The organism is Streptomyces fagopyri, assembly GCF_009498275.1.
Lineage (GTDB): Bacteria > Actinomycetota > Actinomycetes > Streptomycetales > Streptomycetaceae > Streptomyces > Streptomyces fagopyri.
Window position 1 is genome coordinate 8,827,361 of sequence record NZ_CP045643.1, and the last position, 19,465, is coordinate 8,846,825.

The following is a 19,465-nucleotide window of genomic DNA, read 5'->3' on the forward strand; positions in this document are numbered from 1 at the left end:
GAGGCTACTTCTTGCGCTGGCTCTCGATCTCGGCGGACAGCACGACCATGTTGTGCAGATGCGTGTAGTACTTGGCCGCGTACTCGTCGTCGATCGCCGGAAGGACCTTCCCGAACGCCGACGTCAGCCGCTGTGTCAGGCGTGCGGAGGCCTGGTCGCTGAGCAGGTCTTCGTAGACGCTGGCGGCGTAGGCATAGGCGTCCGAGTCGAGCATCACCATGTCCCGGCCCTCGACGTCCAGACCGCGGAAGCCGGGTGGGAACGGCCTGGCCATGTGCTGTGCCATCATCTGCGCAAGCGCGTCAAGCTTCTCATCAAGGATGGGGAGATCCTGCCAGGGAACCCAGGCCCGGGAGCCTGCCCTGCTCATGAGCTTCCTGTCCGGGCGCCCTGGTCCCCGGGGTCCGGCGGGACCGGACTTCGGGGACCAGGGCGGCAGGCCGCGTACCGCCGTACACGGCCTGCCGCGCTGTGCAGCGGCAGCACCATATCCGCAGCAACGGCCCGGTACGAAACGGGCGTTGTGCCAGGTGCGCGGGACGTGGAACCGGGCCTTGTGTGGCCTCGGCGACGTCGACGCTGCTTACGCCGTCAGGTCCGCCCGCAGGGGCGGCGGCCTGACTCGGTCGTTGCCGCCGGCTGTGGGGTTACACGGTTGTGGGCTGCTCCGTGGTCGTCTCGTCGGCGTGTTCGCCGGTGACGAGGTAGATGACGCGTCGGGCGACGGACACGGCGTGGTCGGCGAATCGTTCGTAGTAGCGTCCGACCAGGGTGACGTCGACGGCTGTCTCGACTCCGTGGTGCCACTGTTTGTCCATCAGGTGCTGGAAGACCACGCGGTGCAGTTCGTCCATGCGGTCGTCGTCCTTCTCCAACTGGAGGGCTGCTTCGACGTCCTGGGTGATGATGACTTCGGCGGCCTGTGCCATCAGGCGCTGGGCGAGTTGACCCATCTCCAGGATGGTGCGGCGCAGGTCCCGGGGCACGGCCTTGGCGGGGAAGCGCATCCGGGCCAGCTTCGCCACGTGCTCGGCGAGGTCGCCGCTGCGTTCCAGGTCCGCACTCATGCGCAGTGACGTGACCACGGTCCGCAGGTCTGTGGCGACGGGCTGCTGCCTGGCGAGGATCGCGATCGCGCGGTTCTCCAGATCGCGCTGGAGGTCGTCGATCTTGTTGTCGGCGGAGATCACGTTCTCGGCGAGCTTCAGGTCGGCGTCCAGAAGTGCGGTGGTCGCCAGACCGATGGCCGATCCGACCAGGTTCGCCATCTCCACCAGGGTGTCGCCGATCGAGCCCAGTTCCTCGTGATAAGCCTCGCGCATTGCCTCTCCACCGCCCCTTGTCGTGTCACTTGTCAGCCTCGACCGGCAGCCAGGTTCGCACACACGCTCCGCACCCGGTCCGTCGGCCGTCGCGTGTAGCCGTGCAGACCGCTTCAGACGTCCGAAAGCTTGTGTCGGTGAAGTCCGCGGCGGTGAGATTCCTGGCGGATCAACAGGACCGACACCGGCCCGCACCACAGATGAGCCCGGCTGGCGCGTGGCCGGCCGGGCTTGATGTGTGCACTCTGCCGGCCAGGCACGCAACCCCGATGTGAAACGCGCCGCTATGCGTCCTGAAAGCGCAGTACGAATCGTCGTTGCCAGGGGGTCTCCACAGCACGCGGGTGGTAGTGCTGACGGACGAACGCGACGGCTTGGTCTGGCGGAACTCCATCAAGGACGGCCATGCATGCCAAGGCTGTTCCTGTCCGCCCTCGCCCGCCCCAGCACGCGACCTCAACGCGTTCGTTCCCCGCCCGGGTCAACGCTTCCCGCAACACATCCCGAGCTTGCTGGCGGTCTTTGGGCAGGCGAAAGTCAGGCCACCGCAACCATCGAGCCTCCCACTCGGTCGAGGGAGGCTGCTTACCGAGCAGGTAGACCGCGAAGGACGGCGTCGGCCCGGAGGGCAACGGGTAACGCAAACCCCGGCCACGTACGAGCGCGCCTGAAGGAAACCGCAGGATCCCGTCTGCCGAGTTCCAGTCTTCACCCATGCGAGCACCCTACAGAGGGTCCTTGCCCGGCAAGTGCGTGCTCGCAGCGTTTGCCCACGCAACGCGGCTGCTGCTAATACGCCGGACCACCAGCCGGGTCTGATGCGCGATCGGGTGACATCTTGACCTGTCACCCAACCGTGCATCAGACCCGCCTCACAGGGACAAAGCGTGTGTTCTCGCCGATCCAGCCGGACATCCCTTCTGCATCACTGAGCGCTGATTGCCAGAAAGGGAGATCACGGAAGTCGTGACAGAGTCAGTCCGAAATGACCGTTGACACCCGCCACTGCACACCGGTTGACACTCGGCACACAGGTGATTGTTCGCATAGTGCAATCAGCGGGACTCGGAGTGGAAGCCAACAGGACCGGGGCCATGACCAGTCGGACGAGCTCGGAATCACTCAGCAACCGGTCCGCCAAGGCTTCGAGTTCCCCTGACCACGTCGTCGACCTTGACCTAGACTGCGGTCACGAGGGTGCCCAAGTCGGCGCGCACGTGGCCTCCCGACGAGCGTTGCTCAGCAACGCCACTCCGGGACACCGCCACCGCTTTCTCGCAGGCGAACGCAGATAGCGAGGGGTGAGGATGAACGGCCACTCTGGGTACTGGGACCCGCTCCCGGCCGCACGAGCTGCTGCCGGCACTCCGCTGCCCGAAGCGGTGCCGAATCTGGCTCTGGCGTTGCCGCACCCCGAGACGTACCTGACGGGTTGTTGGGAGGAACGGAACTGGCGCAACGTGCCCGGACCGTTCTACGGCGCTGAAACCGACAACTGTTGGTCCGGGCGGATGGCCGCTCCCGATCACGTCCTTTACGACGATATGACAGGCCAAGAGTTCGTTTATCGCCAGCCCAGGAACGCTGTCGAGGTCGACCGACTGCTTTTCGCCGCCTGGACGGATCCCCTGAGCGGCTACGGCTGGGACGGAGACCAGCACTGGACCGCGGACCTTGTCCGGTCGTGGTGGCACGAGCGGAGCCGACTACGCGAATGGGCCACAAGCCTTCACACCGCCTGGTCGGCCAACTCCGATGAGATCTACCAGGAGTTGTCCGCAGGACTGAACGACCTCCTCGCCTACCTCGACGGCGAACTCGAAACCGACCTGCGCGTCTACCTCTACTGGCTCCACGAACGTCGCTCCCCGGACCTCAACGAGGTTCTACCCAGGCTGTAGTCCACCAGCCTTTCGGAGCTACTCGTCTAGGCTGGCACCCGTTTCGTCCTGCCCATGGAGCAGCGTGTAGGTCTTCGTCCACTGGACCTGTTCGCCGCCTTCAACATTGAGCACCAGCCCTGACCAATCCGCGTTATCTGTGATCGTTGTGCACGGAGGAGCAGCCGCGGGCGCCAAGCTTCGCGTAGCTGCTCGTCTCGAAGCCGCGGACGCAAGCCCGGAGGAGGTCTAGCGGGTCATCGCGCGAAAACGGCCTGGCCTCGGTGAGTTCCGGCGCCCGCCCCGGCTTCTGACCTTTCCCACGAGCCATCAGCGCAGGACGTCAGTGACCCTGTCTGGACAAAACGCTCGAAGCCGCTGCGGGGCCAGCAGCCCACATCTCCTTTGCGGTCCGGAGCCATGGGCTGTGCGTCGAAGGGGTGGGTGCTCACGTCCGACCGGATGGACAGGACATGGGTGAGCCCTCGCGCGAATGGCCGGCCCGCAGGTGCGCGTTGGTGCCATAGGCGGCGTCAGCCACCACCGCCAGCGGTGTCATCCCCCAGTCCGCGAGAAACAGCGCCTGAGGGTTAACTGGGTTGGCTCCTGCGATCGTTGTGCCTTGTGTTGGGGTGCGATTTCCGTAGCGTGATCAAGCAATCCCTCAAACGCCGGGCCGAACGACTGGCCCCGCTCCGGGCGAACGATCGCCCCTCGTGCCCGCTCCGCGGCGTGCGGGCGGCTGTCGCACGCACTGTGCTCGGGGAGGAAATACGTGATCCGCATCCGCACCACCATGACCGCCGGTGCCGCCTTCGTCGGCGCGCTCGCGCTTGCGCTGTCCGCCGCCGGCCCGGCCGCCGCCGACGACTCCTGGCAGCAAGGGGCCAGGACGAGCAACCCGGGCAGCGCTGCCCTCTGCGTGGGTTCGCTCGACAAGGCCAGGGTCTGCTTCAATCCGAGCGGCGATAAGATCTACGTCTATGACGGTGACGCCGACAGCGCCTCCGCGGTCGCCGACTGGGAGAACTACAAGCACTGGAGCGACAACAGCGTCTACCGGTCCGGCCAGTGTATGAACTCGGAGGGCGCCGGCACCTGGGTCGTGTGCAACAAGGACTTCTACGAGGACGGCCTGCTCCTCATGACGGCCCGCACCTACGGCCGCAGCGCCGGCCGGTGGACCGGCTCCTACGGCTTCGACTCCTTGCGCACCAGCTGATCCGTTTCCGGCAGACGCGTCCGGCCGCGCCCCGATCACTGGGCGCGGCCGGACGCGTCTGCTGAAGACGAGCATCGTCGGCGGCTGCGTGGGTTCGATCGTGAAGGCCGGGGTCAACGCCCGGTCGATTTTGGATACAGGGTCTGTTGCTCAGGCGGTAGACGGCCGACCCTTGACCGGGGCTGACTGCTCGCCCAGGTTTCGCCAACCTGTGGCGCCCAGAACGGGGAACAGAACCAGGACGGCCAGCCAGCCCACTTTGGGCAGCAGTCGCATGCGCGCTGCGGGGGTCCTGATGCAGTCGTTGCCTGCGGGCGTCGTCGTCCGGAGTGGGTGTGCGGCTCGCTGAATCCGATTAGGTCTGTGGCATGTCCATGCGGCAAGGTGTGCGCATGATGCGACCCATGCGTGCGCTGTTCCCCCTTCTCCTACTGTCCATGCTCGTCACAGGATGTGACGCCGGCAAGAAGGACGGGGCGGCCGCCGACAGTGCCGACCTTGACGCTGCCGCGCGCGTCTGGGGCGTCGCGCCGGAACTCGTCTATGTCACCAAGGTCTCCGGCTTCACTGTGTTCCAGCAGTCGGTCGGCGAGTATAAAGACGAATTCGCGGCCGCGTACAGGTCCGACAAGGGGTCCACCAAGTTTGGCCTCTTCGTAGGTCGGGGCACGATTACAGCGGAGAGCTGCCCCAAGCAGCCGCTGGGCGAGGTGGCGGACAGGCAGGTGACCTGTGAGCACGACGGCGACGCCTGGTACCGCAAGGCAGGTGACAGTCACGAATACGCGGTGCCCGGCAACGGGGTGGTGATTCGGCTGATCGCCGACGCGGACAAGGTCGACCGCACCATTCTGCGCAAGGCGGCCGAGTCGGCCCACCGCCCGGACGACGTTGAACTGGCCGCACTCCTGCCGACCAGCAACGGCGCGGGCACCTGAAAGCATCGATCACTCTTCCCAGCTCTCATCCCCTTTGCCGCCGATCCACGCCCGCTCGGCGTAACGCTGGAGCTGGCGATGGGGGCGCAAGGGATGGATGCGTGCATGGAAGCGAACCTGATCCGTTTGGTGCAGCAGATCGGGGGGCCGCCTTGGTCGACTGGTTCGAGAGAGCATTTTCCGGGCCCTAGCTGAATTGGTCCATCAGGAGGATCGCGTTGGATTTGGGGTGCAAACCGGGACGTCCGTCCAGCAGTCCGGGGGGATTCTCCGTAGTCAGCTGGCTCATCTGGGAAGGAACCGCGCGCGACTGAGTGCAGAGCTGGGGAGGAGTCCAGATTGGGCCGTTATCGAGTTCGACGGCCCGGTCCGTTCCACCCGTGTCTGAGAACGAGGGCCTGATCGACGCCCACCACCACGCGTGAAGGACGCGCCGTCGCTCCGGGTCACCTTGAGGGTCACTTCGCTACGCCGCTGGCGGATCCAGGCGACCAACGTAGTGGCCGGTGCGGTGACGGCTCCGGGACCGAGAGCCACCAGGAGCCCGTCGGTCACCGGCCCCAGACTGCCCGGAATCGGTGGGCTCTCCGCGAGACCGACGCGGCCCCGGATCTCGTCCACATCCCCAACCAGCTGTGGAGCGACCGTAGATCACCGGCGCCGGGGGCTTCGTCGATGGTCAGTAGATCGTGGTGTCCGTGGTGTCCCTATGGTCGGCCACGCCTCCACCTCGCCAGGAGACCACTGCCACACGTACGCGTAGAAGGACCGCTCCGTGCAGTGGACCAGTTTCGACCGCCGCCCAGTCGTCTCGCCCTTCAGGAATGGGGTCCGCCGCTCCCGCGCCGCCTCGCCAACCCGCGGAGCGAGGATGTCCGGCACCACGTGCGCGCCGGACACGCGGAGTATGGACCCCGATAAGTCGATGTGCTTCTTCACGCGTGCATTCAATAGAACACGGACCCGGATGGGAACAGCGGTGACGAAGTACGCCTGACGCTCCTCCGCGGCCCGGACGGCTGCGGCGCTCCCCGACCGTCCCTCCGGTCATCCCATGGAGCCCCGGCGCCGGTATCGCTGCAGTCCGAGGACGAACTCGACTCCACCGTGCTTGGGAACGGCACGGGTTCTCCGCCGAGGTGCACCACTCTGGAAAGTTCGAACAGACGCAAAGGCACCAAGCGGTCTACGTCACCGAGGTTCTGGGGAATATGGCGACATGGTCGGGGGACGCAGTACGCGCACATTTCTTGTCGGAGTGGCTGGAATCGGCGGCCTTGCAGTCGTCGTTGCCACTGTGTGGGTTCTGGGAGGGGGAAAATCCGCGGTCGACTCGGTTACCCTGCTGGGCTTTCCGGTTGCCCTCGCGAGTCTGTTGGTAGCCATCGCTGGGGTCCCCGCCGCGGTGGGCGCGCTGACGCAGGGTCCAGGCGACGCTGCCGGCGCCAGAGCCTCCGCGGCGACGCTGGCCCAGCAGATTCACCAAGCCGAACAGCGCGAGTGGCTGCGCTTGGTCGGAGGGGACGCCGAACGGATCAATCTTCGCTTCACTCTGCGAACGGGCGGTCCGGGACGACCCGTCATGACCGCAGCCACCTCCGGCAGCTTGTTCGAGGAGGGGGCTGCCAGTGTGCCGGACATCGTGACCTTCTACCGGGACACGCATCCGGCGCGACTGGTCGTCACCGGCTCTCCAGGCGGTGGCAAGACCGTCCTTGCGCTGGAACTGCTGCTCGCCCTCATCGGTAACCGGTCCGAGGGCGAAAAATACAGCAACCATCCCGACCGGGTCCGACGGTCAGCAACCCCGCATGACCATCCGACCAGACGAACAGACCTCAGCTCGCTCGTAGTTCGCATCGAGGGGTCCAGACAACAGGAAATACGGCGGCCCCGGATTTATCTCCGGGTCGTCCGGGCGTCGGTGCGGTCGCACCTATCCCGTCATTTCAGGTCCGTCCTCGGGTCCACGGCCCAGTGGTTGGTCTTGAAGGTCTGACCGGCGAAGGTCAGGTCGGTCTCGGAGATGAAGCGGAAACCGACCGAGCGACAGATGCCGTTCGAGGCGCCGTTGTTCGTTGCCGGGAAGGCGTGCACGACTCCCCAGCGGTTCTCGATCCGAGCCTGTTCCAGAAGTGCGCGCACGGCGCGCTTGCCCAGTCCTTGCCCTTGGAACTGAGACAGAACCATCCAGCCGATCTCGGAGACCGGTCCGTCATCGGTGGTGTGGGACCAGATGGTGACCGTCCCTGCCACCATCTCGGGGGTGGCCGGATCAGGAACGATCATTTTGAACCAGGCAAGGTCGGAGGCCGCCTGCTCGGCATCCCGGCATACCTTGGCCGCCATCTCCTCACGCGACTGGGGGCCACCTAGGTCAGCCATCATGACGGGGTCGCACCGCATCCGGACATACGCGTCGACATCGTCCGGCGATACGTTGCGCAATCTCACTGGCTTCTCCTCGCGTTCACCGAAAATCGTCGCACAGTATCGATCATGCGTAACCCCGAACGTACTCCGTGCCAGACCCGTGCCAGATGCGGGCGTTGGCGTTGCTCCGGCGCAGGTAGGAATGCAGTGCCCGGGGCTGTGCCGTGTGGTCGGGATGGTTGGAGTCGGCGAGGGTGAGTTCCTGGTCCCTCAAGGCGTGCGCGGCTCGCGCCGTCTGGGCTCGGTTCACGGGGAGGGCATCGGCCGATGTACTGCGGCGCGGCACGGCTTGCTGCTGCGCGGACCATGCCCATTGCGCAGGGTCTGTGCAATGGGCATCTGGAACCAGCATGGTGAGGTTGTCCAGTGCGGTCTCCTGGGAGGCAGGGACAGCTGTCCCGATGGCCCGGGATTTTCTCGCCTACAGCTTCAGGGCGTACAGCGTGGAGCTGTCTATGCCCTTGCTCGGGTCGGCACCGAGGGCGTAGAGCATCCCGTTGGCAGCCACAGGTGAGAGAAAGGCGTGGTCGGTCGCATACCTCCACCGTTCCTGGCCGTTCGCGGTGGACACCGCGTACAGACCGTGAACGCTGGCTACATACACGGTGTCGTTGCCCACCACGGGCGAACTGAACAGACCACCGTCGGCGGTCACGCCCCCGTCGATGGTGAGGTTCCACCGTTCCTCGGCGTTCGCGGTGTCCACCGCGTACAGCTTGCCGTCCACACTGCCGAAGTATGCAATCCCGTTGACCACCGCCGGAGGCGCCTGTACCTCGTCGCCGGCCTTGAAAGCCCAACGACTGTCGCCCGAAGCGGCATCCCGCGCATACAGGGTGTCGTCCGTGCTGCCGAAGTACACCACCCCCTCGACAACGTGCACGGACGATACCAAGGCGCCGTCTGCGTCGAACGTCCACCGCTTCGCACCAGTGGCAGCGTCCCGCGCGTACAGATTTCCGTTTCCGACGTACACCACACCGCCTGCAACAGTCGGCGCAGTGGCCTCTCCACTACCGGTGTCGAAATGCCACCGCGCTTTCCCGGTCACGGTGTCCACCGCGTACAGGATGCCGGCCACGGTGCTGATGTAGACGAGGCCGTCAGCCACGGTCGGCGGCTGCATCAGAGGTCCGCCCGCGTCGAACACCCACCGCCGCTTTCCGCTCGCGGCATCTACCGCGTACAGGTTGCCGTCCACGCTGGTGGAGTACACCACTTCGGCAGCGACCGTCGGGGGTGAACCCCATCCGTCGGTATCTGAAGAGGACGGAAGAAAAACCGCCTGTTCCGAACTTCCACCGCTCCTTGCCGGTCGTGGCGTCGACTGCGTGGAGGTGCTTGTCCATGCTGTCGAAGTAGGCCACCCCGTCGACAACGGTCGGTGTCATGCCCTTGTTGAACTTCCACCGTTCCTCCGGTGCGGAGGAACCGTCCTGCACGGACTTGGATTCTCCGCCGGAACCGTCGTTGAAGTTATTGATGATGTTGACGGTGCCGATCGATCCGAGGACAAGCAGCAGGGCCACGGCGACCGCGGCGATGGCGAGAACGATGTACGAGCCCTGCGTCTTGTGGATGGTGAGCGGCCCGATGTTGATGGTGCCGCTCACCTTGCTGTCGTGGACCGTCAAGGTATTGACGTGCGCGTCCCCGCCGGCCTTGACGGTCGGCAGCACCGCGACTTCAAGCTGACGGGCGAACCCCGCATTGCCCGCGATCTCGTCTGTCAGGAGGGTCCGTAACTGCTGCGGCTCTTCCCCCAGCCGAGCCAGGGCCGCGCGCCCCTCCTCCGACCCGCCAAGCCGATCCCGAACGAGCCGAACGACATCTTCACCCGCCGCAATCCCCACGCTGGTACCGGCGCCCGTCGCCAGCCCGGACATGATCTGTACGGCGATATCCGCAAGGTTGCCCGGTTCCATCCCCCATGCCCCTGTCCCGTGCCCTCGGGTGACTCCGCAGACCCCTTGCCCCTCCACTCGTCGCATCAATCACATAATTGAATGGCACCCATTGGGCACCGCCCCCGAAGACACGAGCGACCCAACGATTGGGTCGATGGTCGGGCTCCGGTGACGCCCGGCCGGTGCGCAGCCCTCGATGCGCAAAGGATTCGGTCCGGGAACCAGGGTTGCGCAGTGGGCGCGGTCTGCTGCGCACTGGCTGCGCAGCGTCTCAGTCGGACGCGTCGCCCGGCTTGGCTTCCGGTCGGCAGAAGCCGCAGGTCTCGATGTACTGGGTGTCTCGGGCGGCGGCGCGGATGGGCTGGGGAGATCGGCGGTTGCTGCAGTCACCCACACCGAGCCCGCCCAGGAATTCGGTCCCGAGCATGCACCGCCTCGACCGGTAGCCGCGACCGCGGGCAACCACCGGGTGGACCCCGTGCTGCGCGCCGACCAGGGCGATGCCTGCGCGAACGCCGCCCTGGAGCGGATCAGCGCTCGGGCGGTCGAGGTCCACGGGATGGCCGCTCGCTACGCCTCTGACCTGCCTGTGGCCGATGTCGCCGACGAGGCCATGCGCCAGGCCGTGGCTGCGCCAGGACTAGCCGCCGCTGCTCTCCAACTCCTTGCCTCTGACGAGGCGCTGGGCCTGACCCCTGAGCAGCAGATGTACATGTGGGAGCGTGCTGCCGAACTCGATCTCGCGGTGGTCGAAGACCTCACTGGCACTCACACAATGCCGGCAGAGGACGTCGTGCTGCAGAGCCTTGGTGCGCGAAGGGGTAGAGGCTCGGCCAGCGAACCAACTCAGCCCTGGCGCGCAACTGGGGTGAGGACGTCGTGAGTTCGCAAAGCTCGTGATGACGGGCTCGGAGTGACGGTGAAGACTGGCTCAGCGGTCGTTCACGCACGCGGGACGTTGGGCCGTGTCGGGCTGCCGAGGGACACCCTGGTCACAGTGCTGCTCCTCAACGTGGCAGCACTGAGCAGTGCTGCAGACCGTGTCGACTCCAGGTATTCAACCACTTCTCGGAGCCGACGATCGGTGGTTCGGGTGACGCGATGCCAACAGGGTCGCGTATCCGGCGGGGAGACCCCGGCCGCAAGGCGTGAAGCACCTGTGGCGGATCTGTGAGCGACGACACACGCCAGATTTACTTGCAGAGTCAAGTGAATGCGCTACGGTCCTGCCTGGCCTTGATCGATTGTCAACTACCCCTGCCAGTGGCGGCGTTGGCGGCAGTTCGCGGCAGCCACCTCCCACCGCAGGTCAAAAAGCAAGGCCACGGTACACACCAAGGGCTCTGCCCTACTCAGCGTGCTCCGAGTCATCCGGAGCCATCATCAGGGAAGTCAGTTGCGACAAGAGTTCCTCCGAAGAGGCTGGTACACAGCCGGCGCTGGCCTGGTCGCCGGTGTAGCGGGGCTGGTCTCGGCGCTGGCCGCCGTGCAGCTCGCCCTGCGCGTCGTCACCGCGCACAGCAGTGCATATTTTGACGTTCTCGTAGCCAAGCATCTCGCCCCGGACATCTCGGGCACCGTGGCTGCGCTCGTTGCCGGTTCCGGGGTGCCGGTCGAATGGCGCATGGCGCCCTTCTCAGGCTCCATCACAGCCCCCTGGGTATTCGAGCACCGCTCTGAGCTGCTCCTGATAGGAATCGGCCCGCTCCTCGGTACCGCTGCGCTCGGGTGGTTCGTTGCCGCCACCGCCCGCGCCCTTGCCTTCCCGAAGTGGCCGCTGCTGGCCGCCTCGGCGGGTTCCTACGCCGCCCTCGCGGGTATCGCTCAGGTGGCGACCAGTGACCCTGGCTCGACTGCGGCGATGGAGCTGTCGACATCGACCGCCTGGGCGGTCGCCGCGGCGGCCGGCTGGGCACTGGCAGTCGGCGGTGCCATCGTGCGCTTCTACCCGGCAGCGGGGCAGCGTTCGCCTCGGGACGCAGGAGCCGCGCGACAGCGGGCCGTACGGGCGACGGCGGTCACAGCCGCGGTAGCGGTGGTCGCCTCGGTGCTGTCCGCAACTACTGCGACAGCGGCACCCGCGCACCCGCGACCGCTGCCGAAGTGGCGGGCTTCAGGGGTCAGTGACGCCCTGAAGAAGCTCCAGCGTGAGTCCGGCCACAAGCTCCACGTGACCAGCAACCCGCAGACGGGTACTCCTTCGACGCTGGGCAGCCTGCGCAGCCGGCTGACGGGGCGTGATGTTCCGGCGTGGCTTCACACGCACGCGAAGCTGTTCGGCGTCACGGACACTGACGGCATGCTGTCGACGGTCACCGGCCGCGTCCAACTGCCGGACTCTACCGGCGCCCACCACGTCTGGTACGACCAGTCGATCCACGGCGTGCCGGTGTACAACGCGCGGCTGGGAGTGCACCTGGACCGCGGCAACACCGCGGTGACCGCCGTCACCAACGGGCTGCGCCCTGACCTGATCCCCCCGGCCTCGACGGTCCCGACGGTCGGTCGGAAGGCCGCTGTCGCAGTCGCGGGCAAGGCAATGCGGCATGCCAAAACGGTCGCATCTCCCTCGCTGGTGGTGTACCCCGGTTCGCCGAAGCAGGGATTCAAGAGCCCCTCGGCCCTGACCTGGCAAGTCGATCTGATGGACCAGAGCGGGTTCAGCGAGCGGATCTTCGTCGATGCTCTGCACACGGGAGTCATCGTCGGTGTCCAGCCGCTCACCGAGACGGCCACGGCAGCAGTTCCCGACCCGCCGAGGGCGCTGCTGCAGAACGCCACCCGTGATGACCTGACATGGCAGCCCGACCTCGACTACGACACCAACAGCTGCTATAACGTCCCGGCGATCGGTCCCGACGGCACCTTTTCCGAGGGCCTCGACCACAACAATACGACCTCCTCGGCCGACTGCCGGGACCAGTCCGATCTGGACAACACCAACGCGTACTCCCGGCAACGGTGCAACTCCGGATGGTGTGTCTACCTCTACGACTACTACTTCGAGAAGGACGTGGCAGTCGAGAACGTCGCCGACGCCGGAGGGCACGTCCACGACTGGGAGCACATCGCGGTCTGGGTGAAGGACCACCAGGCACAGTACGTCTCCACATCCGCACATGGCGAGTACCACGTTCACCCGGCCAGCGAGGTCCGGTGGGACGGCACCCATCCCAAGGTCGTCTACCAAAAGGAGGGCGGCACGACCCATGATTTCCGCCTCGCCAACGCCAACGACGAACCGCCGGAGAACCATTACCACAACTGGCGCCGTTCGACGCTCGTCTCCTACAACGGCTTCCCCAGTGGACTGCGGGACAAGCTCTACGTCCACAACTTTGACCACGCGTCGATGGGGACCAAGGACTCGGCGTTCGCTGACAACCTCGGCAAAGCCATCCCGATCACGCTGAACCCGCCCGGGCAGCTCTTCCCGTTCGACTTCGACCGTGACGAGGGCTCACCGGGCAACCTGGGCCTGGACCGCAGGGTCTGGGACATGAAGAACCAGCAAAACTACTTCGCAGCCCAACAGGTGAGAACGGAGGGCGCCGCACCCAGTCACGACAACGACGCGGACGACGCATACGACCAGAGCGGCGTGGTCTACAACTTTTTCAAGAACAAATTCGGACGCAACAGCATAGACGGCAGCGGCATGGCCCTGCAGTCATATGTGCACTACAGCACGAACTATATAAACGCGAACTGGAACGGCGCGTACATGACGTACGGCGACGGCATGCTGTCCCAGGACGTCTCCGGCCACGAAATGACGCACGGCATCACCCAGAACACCGCAGGCCTCCAGTACTCATTCCAGTCCGGGGCACTGAACGAGAGCATTTCCGACTTCTTCGGGGAAATGACCGAGCGAGCGGCAAAGGGACAGAATGACTGGCTGGTAGGTTCCAACATGAAGGTGCATGCACCTTTCCGATCCATGGCCGACCCCGCTGCCTACGGTCAACCGGCAAGCATGGGCCAGTACGAAGCGACCTGCCTGGACAACGGCGGTGTCCACAAGAACAGCGGAATACCGAACCACGCGTTCTACCGCATGTCCGCACTCATGGGCCCCGACACCACCACCAACATCGTGTGGAGGGCCCTGACGCAGTACCTCTCCCCGACGTCGACGTTCGCCGACGCTGAGACGGCCATGGTGACCGCCGCCTCGGACCTCTACGGCGGGACTTCCCTCCAGACCTCCGTCACCAACAGCGTCTGGACGAGCGACGCCGGAATCACACCCAGCACCCCAGACACGCGGCCTACAGAATGCGCCGGCGGCATCATCAGCTGCTCGACTCTCGGACAGATCTACGAAAACTCCGGGGCGCTGAAAGCCGACGGTGCTGCGCTCGAGGACGTGGCCGGTTCGCTGATTCACATGTACGAGATCGGCACCATCACCGATTCCCCTGCCGTCACCTATTACGAAAAGCTCTTCCTCGACAACCGGAGTGATGTCGACCGTGCGCTGCATCTCCAGGGCCCGCTCCTGGACCAGTTCGTGCAGACGGTCCAGGCATGGTCACCCGTGTTCAAGGCGGTAGGCACGGACAAGGCCGACACGGTCATCATGACCCAGGCCCAGATCGACTCGGCCGGCGCCCTCATCGACGCGATGGTCACCGCCGCCAATGAGCAAGGCAAAACTCATCTGGCCCAGCTGCTCCCCGAAGAGTGGGGCAGAATCGGAGCACAGCACTTGGTGGGCCTCAGCGTCACCGGAGGCATCCACTACCTCGACACCGTCGTCGGACAGGTGCCCACTCCCACACCTGGACAGGCCGCACCGTCGCTGGCCTCGACCTTCAACAACGTGTCGGTCACCCAGGACACCGCAACGGACGCCGGTGACTTCGACGGCGGCGGGGCAAGCCTTTCTGCGCAAGCACTCGCCAAGGCGGGTGTCACCCCGGGTTCGAAGGTTTCTCATGGCGGCTTGGCCCTGGACTGGCCTGCCACCGCGGGCAGCGGCAGGCCGGACAACACCGTCGCCAACGGGCAGACCATCACCCTCAACGGCACCAGCGACACCCTCGGTTTCCTGGTGTCGGCGAGTTACGGACCGGCCGGCGGCAAGGGATACGTCTTCTACTCGGACGGCACCAGTCAGCAGTACAGTCTGAGCAGCCCCGACTGGTTCGGCGGTGACGGCGACGTCGCCGTCAGCACCTCCTACCAGAACCGCTACGGCAACGAGACCTACCAGGGCTCGGCGTACGTGTACTACGTCGGGGTGCCGCTGCAGTCCGGCAAGACACCGGTCAGCGTCCAGCTGCCCGACGTCGGCGCCGCAGCCGCAGAGCACAAACCCACCCTGCACATCCACTCCATGGGACTGGGCAAAGCCGCGACCGACCTGGAATCGGCGTTCAACAACGTGGCCGTCACTCAGGACAACGGCACCGACCTCGGTGACTTCGACGGCGGCGGGGCCAGCTTCTCCGCGCAGGCACTCGCCGCTGCGGGAGTCACCGCGGGCTCCACCGCCACCCACGCGGGTCTGACCCTCACCTGGCCCTCCACGGCCGGTAAGGCCGACACCAGTGGCCTCGGCTCCTTTGGCGAGCCGGACAACGCTGTCGCCTCAGGCCAGACCATCGCGGTCGATCAACCCCAGGGCAACACCCTCGGTTTCCTGGTCTCGGCAAGCTACGGACCGGCCGGGGGAGAAGGGACCGTACGCTACTCCGACGGCACGAGCCAGAAGTTCAGCCTGAGCAGCCCCGACTGGTTCGGCGGTGACGGCGACGTCGCCGTCAGCACCTCCTACCAGAACCGCTACGGCAACGAGACCTACCAGGGCTCGGCGTACGTGTACTACGTCGGGGTGTCGCTGCAGTCCGGCAAGACACCGGTCAGCGTCCAGCTGCCCGACGTCAGCGCCGCAGCCGCAGAGCACAAACCCACCCTGCACGTCTTTGCCATGACCCGCGGCTGACGACCAGCCAGTAGGACAGCTCACCCTGTCGGGGCCAGCCGAGTGTGATCCTCGGCCGGCCCCGACCCGTGTCGGCCCGCCCAGCGTGATCTGGCTGGGTGATCGGCACCAGTGCTGGAGGACGCTGTGCGCCGACGGCCGCCGGATGCCGGCGCCTGTTCCGCCGGGCGCGGGCTGGGTCAGAAGGGCGGGTCGTCGGTGTAGCCGCCCGACCAGCGTTCGGCTCGCAGCCTTGCCCAGTGCTTCCGGACTGCGACGTCGTCCGCGTTCTCCAGGCCGCTGATGTCGTGACCCCACTCTTTCAGCGCGGTGGATTCCAGCGATCATCGCAACACGGTGATCATTCCAGTGTTGCGACGAGCTTAGCGAAGAGGTTCGCGGGGGTCTGCCAGCCGAGGGTCCTGCGGGGGCGGCTGTTGAGTTCGGCGGCGACGAAGGCGAGGTCCTCTGCGCTGAAGATGGACAGGTCGGTGCTCTTCGGAAAGTACTGCCGGAGCAGGCCGTTGACGCTTCTATGTCAAGCGGCGATCTGGTGTTGGGCGATGTGGTGCTGCCAAGTAGCCCGGTCTTGGGTCATGGCGCGGTGGATGACGTCGATCAGGTGGCGTTTGAGGATGCGTCGGGCTCCGCGGGCTCCCTTGGCCGGCTCGTGGCGGGCCAGGAGTGCTCGCGCGCCCGGGTGGAAGCGCTGCTGGACGATGGACGTCGTGTAGAGCACGCTGTTGAGCCGCCGGTTGCCTCCTCGGTGCAGTCGGTAGCGTTCTTTATCGGAGGAGTAGACCGGGATCGGTGCGGTCCCTGTGTAGCGGGCGAGCTTCGCTGAGCTGGTGAAACGGGTGATGTCACCGATCTCGGCGAGGAGGACCGCCGCAGAGACGTGGCTGATCCCTGTGATCTCAAGCAGCGCGGGGGCCAGCGGGGTGACCAGTTCGCGGATCGTGGTTTCGAGTCCGCGGACACGTTTGTTCAGCCCGTCTATCTCCGTGATCATCTCGGTCAGCACCCGGCGGACGTGATCGCTCATGTCCGTGGTGTCCACCAGCGCCATCAGTGAGGTCATGCCGGGCCGGCGGGTGAGGTCGCCCGGTGTGTGGTCGAGCCAGAGGTGGGTGTATGCCTTGAGCTGATTGATCACCATGGTGCGGCGTCGGACAAGGTCGGCCCGTGAGTCGACCAGCACGCGCAGCTCGCGCACGCGGTCATCGATGCGGTGATGGTCCAGGCCGGGGGTGGCGATCGCGGCGTGGGCGACCGCGACGGCGTCGACGGGGTCGGACTTCGAGCCGGTGGCAGCGTGCAGTTTTCGGTGGGCGGCCATCAGGCGGGTGGGGACCCAGACCACTTCGTGGCCGGTCAGCAGCAGGCCGTCGGCCAGGCGGCGGGCGAAGCCGCGGCCGTCCTCGATGGCCCAGGTGACGGGGGTGCCGTCGGCGATAGTGCGGATCCACTTGAGCAGGACGCCGATCAGGTTCGCGTCGTTCTTGACGGTCAACGGCCTGGTCAGTCGCCTGCCGTCAGCATCGACGGCCACTGCGACGTGGACGTGCTTGTGCGGGTCGATCCCCACTGTCACCATCGAGTTGTCCTCCTGTCTGCTGTCGCGGATGACGGGGCAGATACGAGGGCCCTGGCCAGGGGACAGACCTATTGCGAGTTGACGGCTCAGCAGGCTTCTATCAAGTCACTCCCGGCCAGGGCTCTCGCCCTGTGGACCGCCGTGGACATCTCAACGGAAAGCCTTTCGGCACGTGTTCTCCGAGTCACCCGACGGTCCCGCCGAACCGCTCCCGTCGAAGAGGCCCGGCCCGCCAAGGCTGCACCAATAGGTGTTCTCGTTCGAGCCGCGCTGCCACGGACTGGCGGGTTCACAGAAGTAGACCGGGATGCCGGTGGCGCGGGTGAACTCGTCGTGGCGGCTCATCTCGCTGCCCTGATCCCAGGTCAGCGAGTGGGCGAGCCCGGAGGGCAGGTCGGCAAAGGCGTGCAGGAGCGCCTCGCGGACGTTCTCCGCAGAGTGGTTGTGGGGAAGGTGGAGGAGCTTGACGTAGCGGGTGGTGCGGTCGACCAGGGTTCCGATCGCGGAGCGGTTGGCCGTGCCGACGATGAGGTCGCCTTCCCAGTGCCCGGCGACCGAGCGGTCGTCAACTTCCGCCGGCCGGTGGCTGATCAGCTTTCCCGGGTTGATGAACCGCGTGGCGCGCTGCTCAGCGCGCCGACGTCGCCGCCGCGCGGGTCGACCGGTGCGCAAGGTGACGGCCGCGCGCTCCAGGCCGCCGCGGTGCGGCAGGTAGACGGCCTGGTAGATGGTCTCGTGGGCCAGGTGGCGGTCGGGGTCGTCCGGGAAAGCGGCGCGCAGGGCCTGGCAGATCTGCTCCGGGCTCCAACGCCGGTCCAGGTGCTGCTGGATGAACTCCTTCAGCTCCGGATCGCGCCGTATCTTCCCTTCCTTGGAGCGGGCGCGGCGTACGGACGCCCGACGCTGGGCCTGGAAGGGGTGGTACTTGCCGGTGCGCGGGTCGCGGTTGCGGCGCACCTCCCGGCTGATCGTGGCTGGGTCCCGGCCAAGTTCCCGGGCGATGGCGCGCAAGGAATTCTTGGCCTGCAACAGGTCGGCGATGACGATCCGCTCGTCCTCCGACAAGAACCGCTCGGAGACCGTGTCGGACTCCCGTACGTCGGTGATCGGCAGGTAGACACGCACGTTGCCGGCCCGGTCGACGATCTTCCTTCCGTACCTCCAACGGTTCCCAGTCTTGCGGTTGATTCCCACCTCTCGGCACGCGGCCGAGTTGCTCATCCCCTGCGCCATGAGGCGAAGGTATTGATCACGCTTGTCCGCCAACGGCGCAGGTCCGGGCTTCTTCGGCTTTCGACGCGGCTTGGTCATCGCAACAACCCCGAAGGTCAGGTGTTGCAACGACCTCTAGAACCCAAGCTCCTACCAGGGGCCACTACTCACTCCTGAAGCCTCCAAGGCACGGGCCGAGCAGGCCAACGTCGGCTGACAATGACGATCCCTGCTCGACGGCCATCCCGTGGGGTGCTCCGGGCGAGTAATGGGATGTCGGTCCAGCTGTTGATCCGTCATGATCGCGCCATGAGTACTCCATACGAGTTCCGCGTGGCCGATAACTGGGCTGGCGGCTTCTACGAGCTGGCGATCGAGGTGGGGCCGCGGAGCGATGCCCGGCTGCAGCGCGTCCTGACCGCGGTGTGGTCCGCAGCGGACGTTCAGGGGTGCTTCGGTGACCGGTCCCGTGAGCCTCAGGATCAAGAGTCCGTTGAGTGCACGGTGGAGTCTCTGATGAGGTTCGGGCACTTGCAAGGGCAGGTTCGCTTGCCGACGGGCCAGCTCGTGGTCTGTGGTTGCGTGGCAATTCTGGAAGACGGAGCCGACACCATCGACTGGTTGGACTTCTATATTCCTCTCGGCGCCCTCGACCGCACCGGCATCGTCTACCACGAGAGCGGCCAACAGTTCTTCAGGTCCCAGGTTCTTGACGACTGGCTGGCTGCCGTGGGAACCGAGGCATTCCGCACCGCTGACTTCCACGCGGGCTACATCGGCTGGGAGACCTCCGGCTGCACCGACGCCGCCACCTTGAACGGCCGGATGCCGGAGTCACGAGGCATCGGCTACCTCCTTCCGCAAGACGGAGCCCTGCGCTACGGCGCCGCCAACGACTGATCCTGAGTGACGTCAAAACTCGGGACTGGCACAGATCTTGGGGAGCCGTCGCGGAGCGTCACCGGGGCAACGGCATGAGTCGGGTCGGCCCGCGGGCGGTATGCCGGGGCGGCCAATTTTCC

The 19,465-nt window shown here is 66.0% G+C and carries 15 protein-coding genes and 3 pseudogenes; 7 read left to right on the forward strand and 11 right to left on the reverse strand.

The genetic code is table 11. The features are described from left to right. Window positions 1-4: 4 nt before the first annotated feature. The 3 genes from GFH48_RS38215 to GFH48_RS38225 all read right to left on the reverse strand — a co-directional run bounded on the left by GFH48_RS38215 (window position 5) and on the right by GFH48_RS38225 (window position 2,038). Window positions 5-370 (reverse strand): hypothetical protein, encoded by a 366-nt coding sequence (locus GFH48_RS38215; protein WP_228121221.1) that lies wholly within the window; start codon window positions 368-370, stop codon window positions 5-7. A gap of 277 nt (window positions 371-647) precedes the next feature. Next, on the reverse strand, window positions 648-1,322 hold the full coding sequence (gene phoU / locus GFH48_RS38220; RefSeq protein WP_153292608.1) for a phosphate signaling complex protein PhoU: 675 nt from the start codon (window positions 1,320-1,322) through the stop codon (window positions 648-650). Window positions 1,323-1,606: 284 nt separating this feature from the next. Then, window positions 1,607-2,038, reverse strand: coding sequence for a protein-tyrosine phosphatase family protein (locus GFH48_RS38225; RefSeq protein WP_153292609.1), 432 nt, complete (start codon window positions 2,036-2,038; stop codon window positions 1,607-1,609). Between the two features lie 828 nt (window positions 2,039-2,866). Between GFH48_RS38225 and GFH48_RS38230 the strand changes: the two genes are divergently transcribed. The 3 genes from GFH48_RS38230 to GFH48_RS38240 all read left to right on the forward strand — a co-directional run bounded on the left by GFH48_RS38230 (window position 2,867) and on the right by GFH48_RS38240 (window position 5,362). After that, a complete protein-coding gene (locus GFH48_RS38230) occupies window positions 2,867-3,223 on the forward strand; it encodes a hypothetical protein (protein WP_228121223.1) in 357 nt (118 codons plus the stop codon). Window positions 3,224-3,977: 754 nt separating this feature from the next. Continuing rightward, complete coding sequence (locus tag GFH48_RS38235) at window positions 3,978-4,424, forward strand: hypothetical protein (RefSeq protein WP_153292610.1); 447 nt, start codon at window positions 3,978-3,980, stop codon at window positions 4,422-4,424. 404 nt (window positions 4,425-4,828) lie between these two features. Beyond that, window positions 4,829-5,362: a hypothetical protein gene (locus tag GFH48_RS38240; RefSeq protein ID WP_228121225.1), complete on the forward strand. Its 534-nt coding sequence runs from the start codon at window positions 4,829-4,831 to the stop codon at window positions 5,360-5,362. A 285-nt stretch (window positions 5,363-5,647) separates the two neighbouring features. Here the strand turns inward: GFH48_RS38240 and GFH48_RS40250 are convergent, their stop codons facing one another. Next, on the reverse strand, window positions 5,648-5,983 hold the full coding sequence (locus tag GFH48_RS40250) for an effector-associated constant component EACC1 (RefSeq protein WP_407698688.1): 336 nt from the start codon (window positions 5,981-5,983) through the stop codon (window positions 5,648-5,650). Window positions 5,984-6,620: 637 nt separating this feature from the next. Between GFH48_RS40250 and GFH48_RS38245 the strand changes: the two genes are divergently transcribed. Next, the gene (locus GFH48_RS38245) at window positions 6,621-7,361 is read left to right on the forward strand and encodes a hypothetical protein (protein ID WP_153292612.1); all 741 of its coding nucleotides are present in this window, start codon (window positions 6,621-6,623) and stop codon (window positions 7,359-7,361) included. On the opposite strand, the gene GFH48_RS38250 is transcribed toward GFH48_RS38245, so the two are convergent. From GFH48_RS38250 to GFH48_RS38795, 4 genes and pseudogenes are all read right to left on the reverse strand, one after another. Then, on the reverse strand, window positions 7,307-7,816 hold the full coding sequence (locus GFH48_RS38250; protein WP_153292613.1) for a GNAT family N-acetyltransferase: 510 nt from the start codon (window positions 7,814-7,816) through the stop codon (window positions 7,307-7,309). The genes GFH48_RS38245 and GFH48_RS38250 overlap by 55 nt on opposite strands. Before the next feature lie 400 nt (window positions 7,817-8,216). Then, window positions 8,217-9,173: an outer membrane protein assembly factor BamB family protein gene (locus GFH48_RS38255; protein WP_153292614.1), complete on the reverse strand. Its 957-nt coding sequence runs from the start codon at window positions 9,171-9,173 to the stop codon at window positions 8,217-8,219. Then, a pseudogene (locus tag GFH48_RS39985) lies at window positions 9,091-9,786 on the reverse strand (hypothetical protein); the annotation flags it as partial. The gene GFH48_RS38255 and the pseudogene GFH48_RS39985, both read right to left, overlap by 83 nt. Window positions 9,787-9,973: 187 nt before the next feature. After that, a complete protein-coding gene (locus tag GFH48_RS38795) occupies window positions 9,974-10,129 on the reverse strand; it encodes a hypothetical protein (protein WP_194280929.1) in 156 nt (51 codons plus the stop codon). A 51-nt stretch (window positions 10,130-10,180) separates the two neighbouring features. On the opposite strand from GFH48_RS38795, the gene GFH48_RS38265 reads away from it, so the two are divergent. Both GFH48_RS38265 and GFH48_RS38270 read left to right on the forward strand, forming a co-directional pair. Continuing rightward, complete coding sequence (locus GFH48_RS38265; RefSeq protein WP_228121226.1) at window positions 10,181-10,585, forward strand: hypothetical protein; 405 nt, start codon at window positions 10,181-10,183, stop codon at window positions 10,583-10,585. A 603-nt stretch (window positions 10,586-11,188) separates the two neighbouring features. Continuing rightward, window positions 11,189-15,655 (forward strand): NPP1 family protein, encoded by a 4,467-nt coding sequence (locus tag GFH48_RS38270; protein ID WP_153292616.1) that lies wholly within the window; start codon window positions 11,189-11,191, stop codon window positions 15,653-15,655. Between the two features lie 340 nt (window positions 15,656-15,995). On the opposite strand, the pseudogene GFH48_RS39615 reads toward GFH48_RS38270, so the two are convergent. The 3 genes and pseudogenes from GFH48_RS39615 to GFH48_RS38280 all read right to left on the reverse strand — a co-directional run. Continuing rightward, window positions 15,996-16,172 (reverse strand): annotated as a pseudogene (locus GFH48_RS39615) (IS30 family transposase); the annotation flags it as partial. After that, window positions 16,173-17,231 (reverse strand): IS110 family RNA-guided transposase, encoded by a 1,059-nt coding sequence (locus GFH48_RS38275; protein WP_153292617.1) that lies wholly within the window; start codon window positions 17,229-17,231, stop codon window positions 16,173-16,175. 249 nt (window positions 17,232-17,480) lie between these two features. Next, window positions 17,481-18,542, reverse strand: a pseudogene (locus GFH48_RS38280) (IS30 family transposase); the annotation flags it as partial. A gap of 210 nt (window positions 18,543-18,752) precedes the next feature. On the opposite strand from GFH48_RS38280, the gene GFH48_RS38285 reads away from it, so the two are divergent. Then, window positions 18,753-19,343, forward strand: coding sequence for a hypothetical protein (locus GFH48_RS38285; protein WP_228121228.1), 591 nt, complete (start codon window positions 18,753-18,755; stop codon window positions 19,341-19,343). The last annotated feature ends 122 nt before the right edge of the window (window positions 19,344-19,465 follow it).

What these genes read in the sequence shown, in the direction of transcription:
- GFH48_RS38215 (WP_228121221.1), bottom strand. Translation starts at nt 370, where the DNA reads ATGAGCAGGGCAGGCTCCCGGGCCTGGGTTCCCTGGCAGGATCTCCCC.
- phoU (WP_153292608.1), bottom strand. Translation starts at nt 1,322, where the DNA reads ATGCGCGAGGCTTATCACGAGGAACTGGGCTCGATCGGCGACACCCTG.
- GFH48_RS38225 (WP_153292609.1), bottom strand. Translation starts at nt 2,038, where the DNA reads ATGGGTGAAGACTGGAACTCGGCAGACGGGATCCTGCGGTTTCCTTCA.
- GFH48_RS38230 (WP_228121223.1), top strand. Translation starts at nt 2,867, where the DNA reads ATGACAGGCCAAGAGTTCGTTTATCGCCAGCCCAGGAACGCTGTCGAG.
- GFH48_RS38240 (WP_228121225.1), top strand. Translation starts at nt 4,829, where the DNA reads ATGCGTGCGCTGTTCCCCCTTCTCCTACTGTCCATGCTCGTCACAGGA.
- GFH48_RS38795 (WP_194280929.1), bottom strand. Translation starts at nt 10,129, where the DNA reads ATGCTCGGGACCGAATTCCTGGGCGGGCTCGGTGTGGGTGACTGCAGC.
- GFH48_RS38275 (WP_153292617.1), bottom strand. Translation starts at nt 17,231, where the DNA reads ATGGTGACAGTGGGGATCGACCCGCACAAGCACGTCCACGTCGCAGTG.
- GFH48_RS38285 (WP_228121228.1), top strand. Translation starts at nt 18,753, where the DNA reads ATGAGTACTCCATACGAGTTCCGCGTGGCCGATAACTGGGCTGGCGGC.